The organism is Microbulbifer variabilis, from assembly GCF_052467165.1.
The window spans coordinates 3559742-3579490 of record NZ_CP174301.1; the positions used below are offsets into that span (position 1 = coordinate 3559742).

15 protein-coding genes are annotated in these 19749 nt (G+C 50.4%); 1 reads left to right on the forward strand and 14 read right to left on the reverse strand.

Annotated features, from left to right (window positions below):
* Positions 1–52 precede the first annotated feature (52 nt).
* Positions 53–541, reverse strand: a complete 489-nt coding sequence (locus tag ACJJIP_RS15855) for a GFA family protein (RefSeq protein WP_353056847.1) — start codon at positions 539–541, stop codon at positions 53–55.
* Positions 542–693: 152 nt separating this feature from the next.
* Here ACJJIP_RS15855 and ACJJIP_RS15860 point away from each other — a divergent pair, with 152 nt between their 5' ends.
* The gene (locus ACJJIP_RS15860; RefSeq protein WP_282951455.1) at positions 694–1482 is read left to right on the forward strand and encodes a class I SAM-dependent methyltransferase; all 789 of its coding nucleotides are present in this window, start codon (positions 694–696) and stop codon (positions 1480–1482) included.
* Between the two features lie 376 nt (positions 1483–1858).
* Here the strand turns inward: ACJJIP_RS15860 and ACJJIP_RS15865 are convergent, their stop codons facing one another.
* The 13 genes from ACJJIP_RS15865 to rlmN all read right to left on the reverse strand — a co-directional run bounded on the left by ACJJIP_RS15865 (position 1859) and on the right by rlmN (position 19708).
* The gene (locus ACJJIP_RS15865) at positions 1859–2680 is read right to left on the reverse strand and encodes an MBL fold metallo-hydrolase (RefSeq protein ID WP_020412181.1); all 822 of its coding nucleotides are present in this window, start codon (positions 2678–2680) and stop codon (positions 1859–1861) included.
* 698 nt (positions 2681–3378) lie between these two features.
* Positions 3379–4068, reverse strand: a complete 690-nt coding sequence (gene tsaA, locus ACJJIP_RS15870; RefSeq protein ID WP_444945552.1) for a tRNA (N6-threonylcarbamoyladenosine(37)-N6)-methyltransferase TrmO — start codon at positions 4066–4068, stop codon at positions 3379–3381.
* 55 nt (positions 4069–4123) lie between these two features.
* Positions 4124–5587 carry an NAD-dependent succinate-semialdehyde dehydrogenase gene (locus tag ACJJIP_RS15875; protein WP_444945553.1) on the reverse strand — a complete coding sequence of 488 codons (1464 nt, stop codon included), beginning with the start codon at positions 5585–5587 and terminating at the stop codon, positions 4124–4126.
* A gap of 139 nt (positions 5588–5726) precedes the next feature.
* Positions 5727–7121, reverse strand: coding sequence for a ribosome biogenesis GTPase Der (gene der, locus ACJJIP_RS15880; protein ID WP_353376880.1), 1395 nt, complete (start codon positions 7119–7121; stop codon positions 5727–5729).
* Between the two features lie 141 nt (positions 7122–7262).
* Positions 7263–8426, reverse strand: coding sequence for an outer membrane protein assembly factor BamB (bamB, locus tag ACJJIP_RS15885; RefSeq protein WP_353376881.1), 1164 nt, complete (start codon positions 8424–8426; stop codon positions 7263–7265).
* Positions 8426–9139, reverse strand: a complete 714-nt coding sequence (locus ACJJIP_RS15890) for a YfgM family protein (protein ID WP_444945554.1) — start codon at positions 9137–9139, stop codon at positions 8426–8428. Before ACJJIP_RS15890 ends, bamB begins: the two co-directional genes overlap by 1 nt.
* A gap of 70 nt (positions 9140–9209) precedes the next feature.
* Entirely contained in the window at positions 9210–10472 is a 1263-nt protein-coding gene (hisS, locus tag ACJJIP_RS15895; protein WP_353376882.1) for a histidine--tRNA ligase, read from the reverse strand.
* A gap of 57 nt (positions 10473–10529) precedes the next feature.
* Positions 10530–11642 (reverse strand): flavodoxin-dependent (E)-4-hydroxy-3-methylbut-2-enyl-diphosphate synthase, encoded by a 1113-nt coding sequence (gene ispG / locus ACJJIP_RS15900; RefSeq protein ID WP_282951461.1) that lies wholly within the window; start codon positions 11640–11642, stop codon positions 10530–10532.
* A 100-nt stretch (positions 11643–11742) separates the two neighbouring features.
* The gene (locus ACJJIP_RS15905; RefSeq protein ID WP_444945555.1) at positions 11743–12702 is read right to left on the reverse strand and encodes a RodZ domain-containing protein; all 960 of its coding nucleotides are present in this window, start codon (positions 12700–12702) and stop codon (positions 11743–11745) included.
* The gene (gene pilW / locus ACJJIP_RS15910; RefSeq protein ID WP_040628362.1) at positions 12692–13471 is read right to left on the reverse strand and encodes a type IV pilus biogenesis/stability protein PilW; all 780 of its coding nucleotides are present in this window, start codon (positions 13469–13471) and stop codon (positions 12692–12694) included. The genes ACJJIP_RS15905 and pilW overlap by 11 nt, the downstream gene beginning before the upstream one ends.
* Before the next feature lie 368 nt (positions 13472–13839).
* Positions 13840–15786: a cytochrome-c peroxidase gene (locus ACJJIP_RS15915; protein ID WP_444945556.1), complete on the reverse strand. Its 1947-nt coding sequence runs from the start codon at positions 15784–15786 to the stop codon at positions 13840–13842.
* 602 nt (positions 15787–16388) lie between these two features.
* On the reverse strand, positions 16389–18317 hold the full coding sequence (locus ACJJIP_RS15920) for a cytochrome-c peroxidase (protein ID WP_444945557.1): 1929 nt from the start codon (positions 18315–18317) through the stop codon (positions 16389–16391).
* Between the two features lie 272 nt (positions 18318–18589).
* Positions 18590–19708, reverse strand: coding sequence for a dual-specificity RNA methyltransferase RlmN (gene rlmN / locus ACJJIP_RS15925; RefSeq protein ID WP_444945558.1), 1119 nt, complete (start codon positions 19706–19708; stop codon positions 18590–18592).
* Between the last annotated feature and the right edge of the window lie 41 nt (positions 19709–19749).

The window sequence follows — 19749 nt, forward strand, 5'->3', positions numbered from 1 at the left end:
CCAAATGGCTCGCTCCGCCTCTCTTCATTTAATATCATCATTGGGTAATGACCTACACATTAAGATGACGGCATTTGTGCCATTCTGCCAGGGATTCCTCGGGGTAAGCGTCGAAGCTTTGATCACTCTCGTGAATATCTGGCTCTATCCAAGGCCTGGCATACTGCAACATCATGTGGGTCCGCTCAGGAGGGATAGGCAACTCGGTATCTATAGCTGAGGCAAAGGGATGTACCAGCTCTGGCCAACGTGGATCCCAGAGCCAAAGTGCACTGCCACACCTGGAACAAAAATGGCGTTGAGCTGGACTTTCAAAAACCTCACTCCGCTCAGGACACTCTACTCTAGCCTGATAAACCGATAAAAATTCCTTGCCATCAACCTTCATGGAATTGAAATCTCCTCCCAAGTTTATTGCGTAGCCCCCTCCCCCAGCAGTCTTGCGACATATTGAGCAGTAACAGCGATTGAAAGGATAGGGTTGCTCGGAGTTCAAGGTGAACCGCACCGACTGACAATGACAAGAACCTTTAAGTTTCACGATATCACTCCCTGAAAATTCATCCCTGATCAAGTCTAATTTACAGATATGCTTTTACCGACAGAAAAGCAACTCGCGGTTATCCCTTCCTGTAATTGTATTTGGGCTAGACTGAGAAACTCCCACCGAATAAGCAACAGGGTGCCAAAACCATGGATAAGCCCATCAGACACGATAAATGGCAGGCTCAGGAATATGTAAAAGCGTCCTCCATGCAGTGGCGCCATGCAATGGAAGCCATACAACGTTGCAACTATCAAAAGGCCAGTGCCATTCTCGATGTCGGCTGTGGCGATGGCAGAATCACCCATTATCTAGCCGAACGCCTTGAGAATGGTAAAATTATCGGTGTGGATCTCACTGAAGATATGATTCACCACGCCCGTAAAGTCCACACTGGCATACCCAATCTTTCCTTCGAGCAGATGAGTGCCGACGAAATTCAGTTCAATGAGCAGTTCGACATTATTTTTTCCTTCAGCTGCCTACATTGGGTGGCAGACCAGAAGAAGGTCTGGGATGGCTTCTATAAGCACTTAAAGGAAGGTGGCAAGATTGTGGTCGGTTTTCAGGTTGGTCATGAGAATTTCTGGGATACAGTATACGAATTCCAACACGATAATGACTGGCAACCATATTTTGAGAGTTTTCTCGATCCCTACAACCACTATACGCTCAACGAAATGCGTAATTATATCGAAGGGTCAGGATTTTACCTACCCAGGATTGATGAAATTCATCATGTGGAAAACTTTGGGACCCGAGACACGCTCACAGCGTTTTTCTTATCTTGGGTACCCCAGTTTAGACATTTGCAGCCCCCGCAAAGAGAAAAGTTTTCTCATCAAGTCATGAGTAAATATTTTAAAAAGATAGAGCCCAAGACTCGCAAAAATGCAGGAATAAGAATCAAAAGATTTATTATTGAAGCAGAAAAATAATATAAAAACAGATTTACATACAGTACTCCGGACCAAAAACAAGGTATATCGTTCATTCATCACCTGGCGCCCCAAGAAACCTCGCCACCATCTAGCTTGCGACCAACACCAGATATAATCCCTCCTCACTGATTATTGATCATATACCCAGTGCAATGCTATCCAAAACTACTATATTGAGCACCGACCACCTCCAGTGTATGCGAAGTGAAAATAATTCCAACCAACAACTATAAAAATCAAAATAGCAGTAGAGGCCTTTACGCACCTAAATCCAAAGCAACTTAATTAACCCCTCAAAGGCAATCAAATCAATGAAACCAAGCCGACCTAAAAACTATTATACTAAGGACATTAAAAATTTCTTAGAGAGGCATTAAAATCGAGGCATTTCATCAAGATTAACATTCAAACAGGAAGCAATGAGGTTTCTCTTGCAAAAATTATAACCGGTGAGTTTGCTAACCAAACCCTCTTTACCCAGCAGACGCAAAGTACTTTCTTCCAGGGACAGACCCTTTTTTTGTAAATTTTGTGCATCACCAGTTAAGTTTAGCAGGAATTCATATTTCTCATTAAGCTGCTTCCACCCATTCTCTACCACTCCTCGATGCGGACAGAGAATTACGTCGAACTCCTGATCAAGTACCCCTTTAATACTTTTCAGTAAAGTGGGGATATGCTCATCTATCCGCAAAAATTTGAGGTAATTGGCAATATAAAGATCCGCACTGAATAGCCAACCGCGATTCGGTATTAAATAGCAAGTCATATCCTTAGCATGCCCTGGACTAAACAGAGGTACAACTCTTTCTTTACCAATAAAGATATTCCCGGGCAGCGGCGCCACTTCTGCTTTGCCCGCAGTACCCCAGAAGAGTTTCTGCATGGGCGGTATGCGAAACCCCTTCCTGAGAATACTAATGGTTTGCTCAGGAGCCAAAGCCTGGACACCGGTCAGGCGGTGGATAAGTCCAGCATTACCGCTATGATCTTCATGGTGATGGGTGAGCAAAAGCTGGTTGATGGGACCACTTTGGATAAAAGATTTGACATAGCGCCACTGATTACTGGGCCCTGTGTCAATCACTGTGCCATTCAGCCGATATACAACAAAAGTGGTGTTGACTCCCATATTAAAGCGGCCAACTCGCAACGCATCAAGATCCTGGTAGCGAAAGGATTCACGTACAGACATGGGGTACCCTCTAAATCAATGAGCGCTATTCTTATGTGGTTATAGTAAAGAGGAAATTGCAATTTCCCTGAAAATACGTGACATATTACTACTTCAAAGGTAACCAGAGAAATCCAACGACATGCTTTTGGATGCACTTGAAAAAAGCATGCCCGAACAGTCACATCATGAGTTGGCTTATTACATATGATTTTTTGAGCATTTTTTTCGTGTAAAGTAATTTTTAAGAACACCCCCTTTCTATAAGGGACAAAAAATAAATGATTTAAGTAAATCACACGCAGGCCTCACCCAAACAATCGAGCCATTAGCATATAGGTAAACATTTACCTAAAAGAAAAAACTCCCAGGCAGAACCTTATAAATATTTATATTATCCGCTACGGTTATAATTTCACTATTGCCACAATCGCCTAGAAAGCTATTTACTCAAACCGCGAAGAACTCTTTTAAGTGCCTTTAAAAATTGTGCACCTAATTTTAGAAAACGATTGCAAACATTCAGGCCCCTATTTTCAAGTTAACCTAAAAATCACCCTCAAATTATCTCCAAGTAAAATTGATTCCGCATAGTATTACTCATGTATTGGACTTATATTAGACTCCAACGCTAGCAGCTACATTGAAATAACTGAAAGTGGATATCCTGTTTTTACCAGACATATAGGGACACCCTAAGATAGAAAATTTAAGGCATCTTACAGAGCAACTAAGGAGACCACTTCTATTCCCTTCCCGGTATAGCGCCAGCAAAGATTAAAACCACACAGCTTCATCCCATAGACACGCTTAGGATCTGTCCGCTGATAAGCAGGCCTGGGATCTTGGGCCAGTACTTGCTCAATTAACCGTGGTAAATCTGTTCCCCAGTCATCGCAGAACTCCCTTGCCTGGTGCAGAATCTCCTCGGGGATAAACACAGGGGTCAATTCAGGAGCGGCACCGGCAAAAGCACTCTCTGCGGATGGTAATGCATCGGCATAGGGCACATAGGGCTTGATATCCAATACCGGGGTGCCATCTACCAGGTCAGCCCCAGCAACAACCAATTCAACTTTTGGTGAGGTTCGCACTTCTACCAAACGGACTACAGAAAGGCCTATATTGTTTGGCCTAAATGGTGAGCGGGTAGCGAGTACGCCGAGCTTTTTATTACCACCCAATCGCGGGGGACGTACTTTGGCAGACCACTGCCCAGCTGCCTGGTGAAACAGAAATACCACCCATATATGGCTATTCTCCTCCAGACCCGCTACCGCATCCGCTACATTCAATGGTGATAATAGTTCAATACTTGCACGACTGGCGTCGGCAAGCATTGGCTGCCGGGGCACACCAAATTTCTCACCAAAGCAGGAATGCACACGCCCTATAGGCTCAATAACCATGGAAATTCCAAGTAACCATTAATGAGCCGGACATTTTAAACCAGTTGCTGTTTTTTTATTTATCAATGCCGCCAATGCACAAGTACTTTACCTCCAGGTAGTCCTCAATACCGTATTTGGACCCCTCTCGTCCCTGGCCAGATTCCTTCACTCCACCAAACGGTGCCATCTCATTGGAAATTATGCCCTCGTTAACGCCCACCATGCCGTATTCAAGGGCTTCAGATACGCGACAAACACGGCCAATATCCCTGGAGTAAAAGTAGGAGGCCAAGCCGAATTCAGTATCGTTGGCCATCCTCACAACCTCCTCCTCGGTGGAGAACTTATACAAGGCCGCGACAGGCCCAAAAATCTCCTCTTTAAATAGATGCATCTGATCCGTGGCATTACCAAGTACCATAGGGGAATAGAAGTGATCTCCTATAGAACTGGGCCCTCCGGCAACCAGGGTCTGCGCACCTTTCTGCAGGGCATCCTCCACCAGAGACTCTACTTTTTTAACGGCCTTGGTAGTAATCATGGGCCCAACATCGGTTTTGTCATCTACGCCGTTGCCCAGGGTTAGCTTATTGACCGCTTCAATAAACTTGTGTGAAAACGCTTCATAAACCCCCTCCTGCACAAAAATCCGGTTGGCACAGACGCAGGTCTGGCCCGCATTACGGTATTTACAGATGATGGCACCTTTTACCGCCTCATCCAGATCCGCATCGTCAAAAACAATAAAGGGCGCGTTACCGCCTAACTCCATGGAGGTTTTCTTCATGGTCTGGGCACATTGGGCCTGTAACAGCTTGCCTACAGCGGTTGAACCGGTAAAAGTGAACTTGCGCACCAGGGGATTCGAAGTCATCTCGGCACCGATAGCCGGTGCATTCTGTCCAGCGACAATATTAAAGATACCGGCGGGAATACCTGCCTCCTCAGCCAACACAGCCAGGGACAGTGCGGAGAGCGGGGTCTCTTGAGCAGGCTTGGCAATAAAGGGGCAACCAGCGGCCAAAGCAGGGGCCATCTTGCGGGCAATCATGGCACTAGGGAAATTCCAGGGAGTGATGGAACAGGTAACACCCACCGGCTGCTTGATTACTGCTATACGGCGGTCGCTGGCAGGCGGTGCTATCACATCACCATAAACACGCTTAGCCTCTTCGGAAAACCATTCGATATAGTTGGCACCGTAGACAATTTCAGTGCATGACTCGGAAAGGGGCTTCCCTTGTTCGGCAGTCAGTATTTTGGCTAAATCTTCGGTATTGGCAATAACCAAGTCATACCAGCGACGCAGTATCCTGGCACGCTCTTTGACCGGTGTTCCCATCCAGGCCGGCCACGCGGCAGCGGCAGCCTCAATGGCACGACGTGTTTCGTTTCCCCCAAGGTCGGCAATGCTGGCAACAATTTTGCCAGTAGCCGGATCTATGACATCAAAAGTTGCACCGGAATCGGCATCGATCCACTGGCCATTGATGTAAGACTGGGTGCGCAGCAGCGCAGGGTTGTTCAGCTCCAGCATCGCCATCTCCTTATGGTGTCTTGCCCGATTCCCATTGCAATGGGAATCAACTGCTTAGGATATTAACCCGTAATTATCCCCTCAAAGTGCAACACTATGAGGGGATTTGCGACACTTGGATTGACTGGCGCTAGAAGCCTTACTTTTTCTTTTTCACAAACTTCATCAGACGGCGCTTCTTAGCCTTCTGCCGGTCCGTCAGCTTGTTTTTCTTATCGGCATAGGGGTTGGCGCTGGTACGAAACTCAATCTTCACCGGAGTCCCTTGCAGGTCCAGGGCTTTGCGAAAGGTCTTCTCCAAATAGCGCACATAGTGGGCCGGTACCTGCTCTGTCTGGTTGCCATGGATCACAATCACCGGCGGATTCTGTCCACCTGCGTGCGCGTAACGCAGTTTGATACGATGGCCATGCACCAATGGTGGTTGGTGCTCACTTACTGCCCATTGGAGAATACGAGTCAGATGGTTAGTAGAGAGTTTGTCTGTAGCACTCTGATAGGCCGATTCGATAGAGTCGTACAAATGACCGACACCTGTGCCATGCAGTGCAGAAATAAAATGTACATCGGCGAAATCAACAAAGCGCAAGCGGCGCTCCAGCTCTGCTTTCACGTATTCACGATGATCCGCTTCCAAGCCATCCCACTTGTTCAGAGCCACAACCAAGGCACGCCCAGCCTGGATCACACTACCCATAAGGTGCATATCCTGATCCACCAGGCCCTCACGGGCATCAATCACCAGAACCACCACATTGGCATCTTCCACCGCTTGCAAGGTTTTTACGATAGAGAACTTCTCTACCGATTCCTTAATGTTCTTGCGCCGGCGGATTCCCGCAGTATCGATCAAGGTGTAAGGTTTCTCGTCACGCTCATAATTGATATAGACACTATCGCGGGTGGTTCCCGGCTGGTCATAAACAACTACACGATCCTCGCCTAATAGTCGATTGACCAAGGTCGATTTGCCCACATTGGGTCGGCCGACGATAGCAATCTTGATCCCGGTGGCCTCATCAACCTCTTCGGGTTCTATCACCTCAGGTAGATCTTCCACCACTCTTTGCATCAATGAGCGAACGCCACGCCCCTGTGTTGCAGTAGTTGGGAACAGCTCACCGATACCCAGCTCATAGAACGGAGCCAAGGCAATATCCGGGTTGACCCCATCAACCTTGTTGGCCACAAGAAAAGTGGGCTTGGAGCGAGTACGCAGTCGCTCGGCGATCATTTGGTCTGCAGGGGTGAGCCCGGCACGACTGTCCACCAGGAACAGGACAATATCCGACTCCTCTATAGCCTGCATAGATTGCTGCGCCATGGCAGCATCAATACCTTCCTCCCCGCCGCTAATACCACCGGTATCAACCAGGAGTACTTTGCGCCCGTCGATCTCCGCCTCACCATATTTGCGGTCACGGGTAAGACCTGCATAGTTGGCCACCAAGGCGTCACGGCTCCTGGTAAGACGATTAAACAGGGTGGATTTGCCCACATTGGGGCGCCCGACCAGGGCGATTACTGGCAGCATACAAATTCTGGCTTTTAGCCTAATAAATAAATACAAACGCCCGCTCGAGGCGGGCGATTTCAATTCACCTGCTAAGCAGGCTCCTTTTGCGGGCCCGAGGCCCAGTGGTAGACAGTTGTCCACCATCAATATTGAGGTTTTTTAGTCCTGAGCTAGGCGCAGGGCAACCAGCTCACCGTCATCCGAAAGGACAAACAATAGATCACCATCCACCAGCATAGGGATACGAATCGCATCGCCATCTACCTGCTCACGGCCAATAAACTGTCCAGTGTTTGGATCGAGAACATGTAGGTAACCTTCCAAGTCACCGATAACAACGACACCCTGGAAATAAGCCGGGCCGCTAAGCTCTCGGCGCAACAACTCATTGTTCGTCCAGACAATCTGGCCATTGCCCACATTGTAGGCGTACACACTACCAGAGACACTGCTAAGGTAGACATGGCCACCACCAACCGCTACCGCATGATGTGTGGAGGCGTCGCGGGCCCACAAGCCCCGGCCGCCATCTTTGGACAGGGCAACAACCCTGCCCTGATAACTCGCCGCAAATACCAGATCACCCCGCACAACCGGAGAGCCATCGATATCCACAACTCGCTCCAACTCGGCGGAGCCCTGGGGTATAGCAACTCGCTGTTCCCAGCGGGGAGTGCCATCCCGGGCATCCAGGGCGATCAGTTTACCGTTGTCCAGACCAGCGAGCACCAAGCCACCGCTGATGACGGGAGCCGCAGTGCCGCGCAGAGTTAATACTGGCAGGGTGGTATTATGACTCCAGAGCTCTTCACCGGTACCTGCATCCAGGCCAACCAGCTTGCCGTCGACAGTTTGCAGAACCACAACCCCGGAACCGACCGCAGGGGCAGAAACCACTTCTCCAGAGACCTGGTAATTCCACAACTTTGCACCATTGTTCAGGTCGAGCACTATGGCCCGACCACGGTAGTCCACTACAACCGCAATACCAAGACCGACACCAACGCCACCACTTAACTCGATATCCAGGTCAGTTTCCCACAGAGGCTGGCCGGTACTGCGTTCAAATGCGGTAACTTCACCATCACTACTGGCCGCAACCAATTTGCCATCAGCCAGACCCGGCTGCAGCATGGCATAGCGCTTTTTATCGATATCACCAATACTCGCTGACCAGACCTCACGCAGCTCAACACTGGTATTGATATCCACCAGCTCAACCGGCTCGACATCTTCCTTTTCATCGTTGGAGGCACAGGCAGCCAGGGCGATTGCCAGGGCTACTGCAGCTGTACGCCCCGCAGCGCGATTGAGAAATCCCATTACTCATCTCCCTCTGGTGCTGGCTCACTTTGATTCTGTTCCTGCACAGCTTTGTCACTCACTACTGCTAAGCTATCAGCCTTGAGGCGAAGCAGTTGGGTGCTACCAGCCTGCTCCGGCAGCAACTCAGAAATTGCCTTCTCATACGCTGCACGCGCACCGGCATTATCCCCTTTTTGCTTCAGGATATCTCCACGAGTTTCAGAGTAGAGAGCAGCAAACGCTGGCGGCACAGAGCCTTCTATCAGCTTCAGAGCCTCATCGGGTTGACCGCGCGCAGCGATTACCGAGGCAAGTCGGCGCTTGGCCAACAGCTTCAGGGCAGTCTCTTCGGTATTATCGACCACCCACTGCAACTGTTGCTGAGCTGCTTCCAGATCATTGTTATCTGCAGCGATGGCAGCCAAGCGCAGTGACGCCTGGCTGGCATAAATACGACTGCCAAACTCGTTCTTGAGCTGCTCCGCCAGTGTTTTTGCGGTCGTCAGCTGTTTATTGTCCGGCTGATTGTTATTGGCGGATACCGCCTCAACAAAATTTTGATACAGGTCAGAAGCTGCTTCAGCCTTGCCGCGCTGGTCACCCTGCCACCATTGATAGCCGAAGTAGCCGGCGAGAGCCAGGACCACGCCGGTAACAATGCCCCTGCCGTTCTCCGCCCACCAGCGCTTCAGCGTTTCTATTTGTTCTTGTTCGGTAAGATGCTCAGACATTGGGTAAATCGCCTTTCCTGTGGTTTTCTAACTTTCCCGACGGGGGCCTCCGCCCCCCGGAGTATTTTGATCAGCCCTGTAACAGTGCGGCCAGCTCATTCAGCTGGAGGGTCTGTTGTTGCTGCTCAGAACGGAGGTATTTCACTGTTATCTGACCATTTGCGGCCTCATCCTCGCCAATAATCAGTGCATAATCGGCACCGCTTTTATCGGCTTTCTTCATTTGGCTCTTAAAGCTTCCGCCACCGCAGTGCGCCTGCAGGCGCAACCAGGGCAGCTCGTCCCGTAGCTGCTCTGCAGCAGCTAAGGCGGCTGATTGTACATCACCCACCGCCACCAGGTAGGCATCCACCTGTTGCGCCAGGCTATCCGGCAGAACTTCGAGGGTTTCCAGCATCAGCACCAAGCGCTCAGCCCCAAGGCCGAAACCAACCGCTGGAGTGGCTTTCCCCCCCATCTGCTCTACTAGACCATCATAGCGACCACCGGCACAGACTGTGCCCTGGGCACCGAGGCTATCAGTCACCCATTCAAATACGGTTTTACCGTAATAGTCGAGACCGCGTACCAGTTTAGAGTTGATTTCATACTTCACACCTGCGGCATCCAGTAGCGCGCGCAGCTGGGTGAAGTGGGCGGTAGATTCCTCATCAAGGAAGTCCAGTAGACAGGGGGCGTCGGCGAGCAGTTCCTGAGTTTGCGTATTTTTACTATCGAGAATACGCAGCGGGTTGCGCTCGAGGCGGCGCTGGCTATCTTCATCCAGCTGCTCGCGATGCTCGCTGAGATAGGCCACCAATGCATCGCGATAGGCCGCACGACTGTCTGAATTACCGAGGGAATTGAGTTGCAGGGTCACATGCTCACTGATACCCAGCTGGCGCCACAGGCGCGCAGTCATAATAAGCATTTCCGCATCGATATCCGGGCCTTCGATACCGAACACCTCCACACCAAATTGGTGAAACTGGCGCAGGCGGCCCCTCTGTGGGCGCTCATAGCGGAACATGGGACCAAAGTACCACAGGCGCTGGGGTTGGATCAGTAGGTTATTCTGAATCGCTGCGCGCACAGTACCGGCGGTACCTTCAGGGCGCAAAGTAACGCTGTCACCGCTCTTGTCTTCAAAGGTGTACATCTCCTTTTCGACAATATCGGTGGCTTCACCCACCGCGCGGCTGAATAACTGGGTCGCCTCCAGCGTGGGCGTACGAATCTCGTTATAGCCATAGCGGGTAAAAAGTTCACTGAGAGTGGCTTCCACATACTGCCAAACCGGGGACTGTTCCGGCAGCAGGTCGTTCATGCCTCGAATTGCGCGAAGTTGTTTCAACGCTGTTCCTTAATATTTAACTCAACTATTCGGATGGTGCTTGCAGGCTGGAGCCCGCTACGCCTTGGCGATGATATCCGCTTCGCGCTCAGCCTTGGCTGCAGCCTTGTCACGAATCAGGCGTTCCAGGTCATCCACCAGGTTCTCATTCTTAAATTTGCGATCCGGCTGACCGTCTACATAAATAGCATGGCTGGGAGTGCCGCCGGTAAGGCCGATATCCGCCTCCTTCGCCTCTCCAGGACCATTGACGATACAACCGATCACAGCCACATCCAGCGGTGTAGTGATATCTTCCAGGCGTGTCTCCAGTTCGTTCATGGTTTTCACCACGTCGAAATTCTGGCGCGAACAACTGGGACAAGCAATGAAGTTAATACCCTTACTGCGCAAGCGCAGGCTTTTGAGCAGGTCCCAGCCCACTTTGACCTCTTCAACAGGGTCCGCCGCCAGGGACACACGCAGCGTATCGCCGATACCATCGAGTAACAGGGCACCGAGGCCAATCGCAGATTTCACCGTGCCCGCACGCAGACCACCGGCTTCAGTGATCCCCAGGTGCAAGGGCTGCTCAATTTGCTCGGCCAGTTTGCGATAGGCAGCTGTTGCCATAAAGATATCCGAGGCTTTTACACTCACCTTGAAGTCCTGGAAGTCCAGACCATCAAGGATATCCACATGGCGTAGGGCGGACTCCACCAGTGCATCAGGCGTTGGCTCACCGTATTTTTTCTGCAGATCTTTTTCCAGAGAGCCCGCATTTACTCCGATACGAATCGGTATATTCAGATCGCGGGCTTTATCAACCACGGCGCGGATACGCTTCTCTCGACCGATATTGCCGGGATTAATGCGCAGGCAGTCCACCCCCAAGTCGGCCACGCGCAGGGCGATGCGGTAATCAAAATGAATGTCCGCAACCAGCGGTACATCGGTCTGCTTTTTAATTTCCCCAAAGGCCTCAGCGGCCTCCATACTAGGCACGGATACCCGCACAATATCGGCACCGGCCTTCTGCAAACGTTGGATCTGCCCCACTGTAGCGGCTACATCACAGGTTTCAGTATTGGTCATGCTTTGCACCGATATCGGGGCATCACCTCCGACCGGTACGTCTCCTACCATGATCTGGCGCGACTTGCGGCGAACAATGGGAGATTCAAATTGCATAGGGCTGACCTGGCAGTATTGCTGCTAAAAAATCGAGGGGAGATTATAGAGAGATTGGGCGCAAACCTACAGTATTCGCGCCCAAACTAAGGGGATCACTTCAATCACCAACGATCAGGCGTCGAGTGCGGCGGTTTCCAATAGGGTCGCTATTTATCGTTTGCTCGCGATAAACCACTTTGGTCGCGCGGGCATTTCCCAGCATCAACTCAAAAGGTGCGCGCCCATCCAGCTCTTTGGAAGTGCCCGCTTCCTGCACTCCGGCTAAGAGTACTGCACCACCTGCATCTTTCACCTCAATCCAGGAGTCCTCATCAAAACTGAGCCGTAAGGCACCTTGCAGTTGCTGATCCAGTTGCGCCACTTCGGCGGGAAGCTCCGATAAGGGCTCAGCAGAAGTCGCCTGTGACTGAGCCGCGAGAGCAACAGTGGGGGCCTCAACGGCAATCTGCTCGCTATTGAGGTCAACAGGGCTTTCCTGTAATACAAAAGTAGAATCACCCTGCTCTATTGCACTGTTTTCCTGCTTTAGAATTGCCGTACTTTGCCCTGGTATCTCCTCAGGAGCCTGGGAAACTTCATCCGTCAGTGCCACTGGCATTGGTACAGAGGGAATATTTACCGGACCGCCATAGAGCCACCAAAAGACGCCCCCGGCAGCAAGCAGAGGCAATATTGCCAACACTCCATGTCCCTTTCGACGGGCAGGACGCAGGGCATCGGCCTTCACCTCTATACGGCGGCCTTCACTGCGTGGTTGCGGCTGAGGTCGTGCGGAATCATAGGCGGTGAGTACTGGCTCTGAAGGAACACCCAGCTCCCTACAGATATTGCGGATATAGCCACGTGCATAAACTATCTCGGGCTGACGCTCGAAAATATCATCTTCCAGCCATTCCACCGTGTTATCGATAATACACAAGCGCCGGGATAAATCTTCACGGGACAGGCCAGCATCCTCACGCGCTGCACGCAGGATGCTACCTGGAGAAACTGGGGACGTTTGTGTCGGGGGTACGGCTTCACCGCTATCGCGGTGCGCGGAACTACTATCCGTCATTACCACTCAACTCCTGATATTTCAGTGTTTCCGCAGAGTACGGGTACAAATTCTTCAAGGCAAGCGCGTAACTGAGCTCCTTGTCACGATTCCCAAACACCTTTTCGATGCGGATACCCAGCCACAGGGACCGCGGTGTCTGGCGGTTATTTTCGCTGTATTTATCCAGGTACTGCTTGGCCACGGCATAATCGCCAGCCTCAAACTTCAACTCAGCCAGCTCAAGCTGGGCCACAGGTAGATTTGCATTCAGGGCCAAAGCGCGAGTGTAGGCTTGTTCAGCCTCCTCCAGCATACCCAGTCGGCTGGCAGTGCGGCCATAATTAACCAGGGCGAAGAAGCGACGGTTATAGGTCAGGTCTTTTGAAGCGTGGCGAAACTGCTCCAGCGCCTCTTTGTAGCGCTCCTGCTTATAGAGAAAAACCCCGAAATTGGTGCGCGCCATCGAAAAGTTATCGCCATAACGCAGGGCTTTCTTGAAGTGGGATTCAGCCACCTTCAGCTCGCCATCTGCCTGATATAACAAAGCCAGGCCATGGTGGGCTAGTGGGTTTTTCCTGCCTAATTCCAGAGCCTTATTGAAATGACGCCTGGCCAGCTCACGGTTATCACCGCTTTGCAGATAGCGCAGCCCCAACTGCACGTGAGTTTCCAGGGCCTTATCCAGGTTCACTTCCTGGCGCTCAGGCAACCCGGTCGTTACACAGCCCCCCAACAGAGCAGTAAATAACAGCCCCAAAAACGGCAGGCCAAAAGATTTTGCAGACACAACATCACCTGTAAATTTATTTTTTATCTGTCCATCTAGCGGAAGCACCTTGGGCGCAGTCAACCCCAGCTAGGCGGCGTAAGACACGCTACATCCGTCAACCGAAATTCGCTTTACGCCCAGGGCTGATTAATTTTTCAACACAAACCCAGTCACTATTTGCCGTCCCATCAGCCGGTCGTAGCCCCTAACCTGTGCTTCCCGGGCCCTATACTGCCGTAAAGTACAGCCCGTTGCAGCTCCATAACCCCAATGAATTTCAATTAACAGTTACCAAGCCCGACTTGTCGCGGGCTTACAGGAGAGAAAAAGTGCGGATATCACAGAGCTAACAATATTCTGCGGAATAGTATTCTCCTGGCTCCCATTTATAGCGCGTTGCCCTCGCGGTCTTTCGCCTCTAGCTGCCGGCCATCTGGGCCACCATCCCGAGGGGGCATCAGAGCCTGAATCGCATTAGAGTTGGTATTGGCAGCATCCGGATCAGTGAGTGTTCCAAGGAATTTCACCACCAGGTCGATCTCTGTATCACTGAGATTGTTGGCACCGCCCCCGCCGTTCGCACTGAGAATATCCTGGGTATGAGCCAGGCCATTGGGAGCCACTTTATTGGCACAGTCCTGCAGCCCCACAAATTGCTCCAAATCACACATTTCGCTGTTGGCAAAATATCGGGTAATGGAGACTGATCGATCGCGATAGTGCTCGATATTTCTCCTTAACGTGGCGAACTGGCCATTGTGTCCCCAAGGGCCAGTGATGGCGACATTGAGTAGTGTTGGAATACGAAAACTACCCGCACCATTACCACCCAGATCGGCACCACTACCGCTAGCATCCTTACCAACGCCTATTTGTGGATAATTTACAGCCCTAAGCCCCTGGGTAGTAAAGAAGGCGCCGCCATGACAGTTAGTGCAGCCCGAATTACCCGCCATAAAGGTAATAGCCCCGCGCTTCTCATCGCTGTCCAAAGCATCCGGATTACCATCCACATAATCAAAGAAGGGGTTATCGATAAATAATTGTACTGCCTCATAAGCAGCTATAGCCTCAGCAACACGGCTGAAATTAATCTCAGGATCACCGAAAGCAGCGCTGAATAACGAGCTCCAACTGGCACTCTCCAGATTTGCCGCAAGTATCTCTTCGCGATAGGCGGTAAATCCACCTTCAATAGTATTATCGTAGCCGAATTGGGTAATGTCCCCCATTTCTGCAGCATCGGTAACGGGAAAATGTGCCTGGGCCATCATTAGAGCCAGGGTACCAATACCCACTGCCGCTTCGGTATTATTACTGACATCGCGGGAGTCTGTTCTCAGCCCCCGATCTGTAATTGCCACACGGTTATCCCAGAAAAGCCCTCGAGTCCAAAGTGCGGCATTACAGATCGGTTGGGCATTTCTCGCCACAACAGGCACTTCATTAAAACCATCTGACCGCCCCGGCCCCACTAGAGCCGGATCGAGCGCGCTTACTCCAATAGGCATAGAAAGGTTATCGCCTCCACAACCCATAACCGGTTGGTGGCAGGACGAGCAGGAGGTGTCGTTATTGGCACTGAGGCTTTTGTTGTGGAATAAGCGCATACCCAACTCCACCTTTGCGGGGCTCTGCTCACTGCGGACTCGGGCGGCGAATGCCCGTATATCCTCCAAGTGAGAGGCCATACCATTCAGCTCAAGCATGGCCTGAAGGCAGGAATCCAAATCTGCATCAAGCAGATCCAATGCACTGCGTGCATTGTTACACTCTGCAAAATTAGAAATGCGATCATTGTCCACCTCAATATCCGCGCCGCTGCTGAGCCCGCTATTGGTATTGTTCAGCAAGGTTTTTGCACTGACCCGGGCGATGTCACTATCATTATCGACGTCTCCAGCAGTCACTGTGTAGGTGTGCTCTGTATTTATCGAAAGCCCCTGGTCGACAAAGTAGTGATTACTCGTTTCAGCAATTTTTTCACCGTTACGATAGATGGAATAGGTTGTCCCATCACGCTCCCACGAGAGTCCGATACTGGTACCGGAAAAAGCATTAGCAATTAACTTTGCGGGAGCACCTCCCTGTTGGGAGCTACCCCCAGTATCATTATCACCGCCTGTACTGGTGTCCGAGCCGCCATCACCACCTACATCTCCACCAGTGCCTATATCTCCGCCACTGCCATCTGCAACTGGATCAGAGGACGGATTGTCATCCCCACCGGAAGAGCCCGAGCTGCAACCCGCTACCAACACAAACAGTGGCAGGATCAACAGCCGCAGCAATACCATGATCGATACATTCGAATTTTTACTATGAACTTTCATAAAATCTGACCGACCCCGCCACTAAAACCTCATTTGAGAAGCTCTGGACAGGCAATAAGCGAACTAGTGCCCCTTGCGGCACCAAAAGCTAACATCCCCAGGGTTTGCTGAAACTCAACAAAAGTCCTTTTTAATTTCAAAGGATAAAGATCTGAATTATCTCTTGCCTTGGCCGTTTGAATAAACCCAAAACAATATCTACTGCCTTGGTGGCAATTGTTGCTAACAAAAAACTGATTCTACTTTGATGACCAACTGGCCACAGAGCCTGGCTATTTAACTACCAGTCGCTTCAGCCATAGGAGTAAACAATTTAGCGCCTTTACCCGACAATTTCTGTTGAGGGAGTCGCAAACTGTCAGTGCGGTTAAGGTGATCTTCGGGGGCAAGAATTATCTGTTATTTTTAACCCGAGCCCGACACAATGGCAGTACCAGTCAATGTAGGTATTTTTTACAATTGCCATTCGCAAGAGCATGCTGCTTCTACAATACTAGGATTGCTATGATTGCCGAGCATAGAGAGCTGTAGGAACCATACCCTCTATACTCGCCATATTATTTTTAATATTTCATGCAGTCCGGGAAAAATCTAACTGAAACTTATAAGATTTCTCCGCTCTGGTCTTTTGCATCCAGCTGCTTACCGTCTGGGCCACCATCTCTGGGAGGTATCAGGAACTGAATCGCATTGGAACTGATATCCGCTGCATTCGGATCAGTAAGCGTACCCAGGAATGTCACAACAAAGTCAATTTCGTCTTCGGTCAAACGGTTGATGCCTCCTCCATCGTTCCCATCGAGAATATCTTGGGAGTGAGCCAAACCATTGGGAGCCACCTTGCTCGGACAATCCTGCAGATTTTTAAATTGGTCAAGATCACACATCTCGTTATTTTCAAAATATCTAAGGATGGAAGCTCCTTGGTCGCTGTAGTGTTCGACATTTCTTCTCAGAGTGCCAAATTGCCCGCTATGCCCCCAGGGGCCCGTGATAGTTACATTTAGCAGAGTAGGCGCACGGAAGGCTCCAAGCCCCAAAGACCCCTCTCCCCCCAAATCCGCACCACTTCCGCTTGCATCCGTGCCTATGCCTATTTGAGGATAATTGGCAGCCATCAGTGCCTCAGAGGTAAAGAAAGCCCCTTTATGGCAGAAAGTACAACCGGCATCTCTTGACATAAAAGTGATTGCACCGCGCTTCTCTTCAGCGTTGAGCACCTCCAGATTCCCCTCGACATATTCAAAAAACGGATTATCGATAAATATCTGTACGGCTTCATAAGCCGCAATTGCCTGAGCAATACGGCTGAAATTAATCTCGGGATCACCAAAAGCGGAAGTAAACAAGGCCCCCCAAGCTGCAGTATCCAGGCTGGCTGCTAATATATCCTCGCGATAGGAAGTAAAATTCTCATCAACAGAATCATCATATCCAAAGTCGGTGATATCCCCCATCTCAGGCGGAGCAGTTACCGGAAAATGCGCCTGTGCTATAAGCAGTGCCAACGAGCCAGGTCCTACAGCATTGACGGTATTATTCGTAACATCTCTCGAGTCTGTTCTGAGGACACCATCAGGGCTTAAAGAAACCCGATTGTCCCAGAACAGGCCCCGAGACCACAGTGAGGCATTACAAATAGCCTGAGAGTTCCTTGGCACTATAGGTACTTCGTTAACACCATCTGAGCGCCCCGGCCCCAGCAGGGCGGTATCTATAGCATTAATACCCACCGGCATTGAGAGGTCATCCCCACCGCAGCCAATCGCGGGATGATGGCAGGACGAACAGGAGGCATCTTGATTTGCACTTAAGGATTTGTTGTGGAACAGGCGCATTCCCAGCTCCACCATAGCAGGCTCCTGCTCACTGCGAACACGTGCGGCAAAAGCGCGTATGTCTTCGACAAGAGGGGCCATACGGTTGAGTTTGAGCATAGCTGCCAAACAGTTATCCAGGTCTTCTTCGAGCAAGTCCACCGCACTGGAAGCATTTTTACATTCCTCAAAAGCGGATATACGCTCATTTAAAACATCATCTTCTGTGCCGTTATTCAGCCCCTCGTTCGTATCATTGACTAATGTTTTAACGATGATCTGGGAGGCTTCCAGCTCGCTGGCCGCATCAACGGTATTGACAGAGTACGCGTACTCAGTATCTACCGATAAGCTCTGGTCGATAAAAAAGTTATTGCTGGCTTCCGCTATTTTTTTTCCATTACGATAGATGAAATAGGTTTCACCATCCCGCTCCCAGACAAGGCCGATACTGGTTCCAGAGTAAGCATGACCAATCAATTCTGCAGGTGAGCTTCCCTCTGCAGGATCGGGATCGGGATCGGGATCGGGATCGGGATCGGGATCGGGATCGGGATCGGGATCAGTATCACCCCCTACAATATCCGGAACCGAGCGATCCTCACCACCGGACGACCCCGAGCCACAACCAAGCATTATCAAAACGAGTGTTAGAAAAAAAAGCCGTAATAAGGCTCTGGAAAATAGCATTAGATCCAGTTTCTGAACGTTCATATAATTTAACAGTCCCTTCCATCTACTTTTTAAAAAGTTCTGGACTGTTAACGCGTTACCCTGCGGGTTGGTTGACTTCGGAGTAAAAAAAGGCACCACCAAATCGAAGGCAAGGCGTGCGAGGAATTACCACTTAGAGAGGAATAAAAGATTTAAAAACTATCTTCTACCAAAACTGCAGCTCTAAGCCACCCAGATCGGAAGAAGATGTTTTAGGACCACCTGGCATCCCAGCTAATCGCCAGCTCAAGACACTCAGGTTAAATTGGTACTCAGCCTACAATACGGACAGGGCGCTCAGCGTTGCGATAGCGTTCAGAGCGGCGGGTCCGGTCATTCACACTTCCTGCCAATTGACCACAAGCTGCATCAATATCATCACCGCGAGTGGTTCTGACGGTTACGGTATAACCTTTGTCGAGTAAAATCTGTTGAAAGCGTCGCAAAGCGTTATTACTCACCCGCTGATAATCGGAAAGCTCAAACGGATTAAAAGGGATTAAATTAATTTTTACTGGCACATCGCGCAGTAGTTCCGCCAGTTGCTCAGCATGCTCAGGGCGATCATTAACCTCGCGCATCAGCGTATATTCGATGGTCATCTTACGATGGGTGTCTGGCATGCGGTCGATATAGCGCTTAGCAGAATCCAACAGCATCGCAATCGGATATTTTTTATTGATCGGTACTAGCTCATTGCGCAGTTCATCGTTGGGCGCATGCAGGGATATCGCCAGGCTTACATCAGTAACATCCGCAAGGCGATCCAATGCGGGTACTACACCTGAAGTAGACAAGGTTACGCGGCGCTTGGAGATGCCATAGGCGTTGTCTTCCATCATCAGGTTCATTGCATCGACTACATTGTCGAAGTTGAGCAGGGGTTCACCCATTCCCATCATCACTACATTGGTTACCTTGCGTGGACCTTTCGGCTGTAGCTGGCCGAAAGACTTACAGGCAATCCACACCTGCCCAATGATTTCAGCAGCAGTTAAGTCCCGATTGAAGCCCTGTTTTCCGGTTGCACAAAAACTGCAATCCAAGGAGCAGCCCACTTGGGAGGATACGCATAAAGTACCGCGATCCCCATCGGGGATATAAACGGTTTCGATGGCATTATCACCAAAAACTTTAATGAGCCATTTGCGCGTACCATCGGCAGAATCCCACTGCTCCAATACTTCCGGAGCGCGAATCTCAGCAACTTCTGCCAGTTTCTGGCGCAGTGCCTTGCTGACATTGGTCATTTCAGCAAAGTCACTCACCCCGTTTTGGTGAATCCACTTTAAAACCTGGATAGCGCGGAAACGCTTCTCGCCCAATGATTCAAAGAAGGCGGCCAGCTTTTCAACAGAAAGGCCGAGCAGGTTGGTTTTCTCAGCGGTCATTCATTTCACCTCGGGGAAGAACTGCACCGGCCCAGACGGAC

What these genes read in the sequence shown, in the direction of transcription:
- ACJJIP_RS15920 (WP_444945557.1), bottom strand. Translation starts at nt 18,317, where the DNA reads ATGAACGTTCAGAAACTGGATCTAATGCTATTTTCCAGAGCCTTATTA.
- bamB (WP_353376881.1), bottom strand. Translation starts at nt 8,426, where the DNA reads ATGGGATTTCTCAATCGCGCTGCGGGGCGTACAGCTGCAGTAGCCCTG.
- ACJJIP_RS15875 (WP_444945553.1), bottom strand. Translation starts at nt 5,587, where the DNA reads ATGCTGGAGCTGAACAACCCTGCGCTGCTGCGCACCCAGTCTTACATC.
- ACJJIP_RS15860 (WP_282951455.1), top strand. Translation starts at nt 694, where the DNA reads ATGGATAAGCCCATCAGACACGATAAATGGCAGGCTCAGGAATATGTA.
- der (WP_353376880.1), bottom strand. Translation starts at nt 7,121, where the DNA reads ATGCTGCCAGTAATCGCCCTGGTCGGGCGCCCCAATGTGGGCAAATCC.
- rlmN (WP_444945558.1), bottom strand. Translation starts at nt 19,708, where the DNA reads ATGACCGCTGAGAAAACCAACCTGCTCGGCCTTTCTGTTGAAAAGCTG.
- ispG (WP_282951461.1), bottom strand. Translation starts at nt 11,642, where the DNA reads ATGCAATTTGAATCTCCCATTGTTCGCCGCAAGTCGCGCCAGATCATG.
- tsaA (WP_444945552.1), bottom strand. Translation starts at nt 4,068, where the DNA reads ATGGTTATTGAGCCTATAGGGCGTGTGCATTCCTGCTTTGGTGAGAAA.
- ACJJIP_RS15890 (WP_444945554.1), bottom strand. Translation starts at nt 9,139, where the DNA reads ATGTCTGAGCATCTTACCGAACAAGAACAAATAGAAACGCTGAAGCGC.
- ACJJIP_RS15915 (WP_444945556.1), bottom strand. Translation starts at nt 15,786, where the DNA reads ATGAAAGTTCATAGTAAAAATTCGAATGTATCGATCATGGTATTGCTG.
- ACJJIP_RS15865 (WP_020412181.1), bottom strand. Translation starts at nt 2,680, where the DNA reads ATGTCTGTACGTGAATCCTTTCGCTACCAGGATCTTGATGCGTTGCGA.
- ACJJIP_RS15905 (WP_444945555.1), bottom strand. Translation starts at nt 12,702, where the DNA reads ATGACGGATAGTAGTTCCGCGCACCGCGATAGCGGTGAAGCCGTACCC.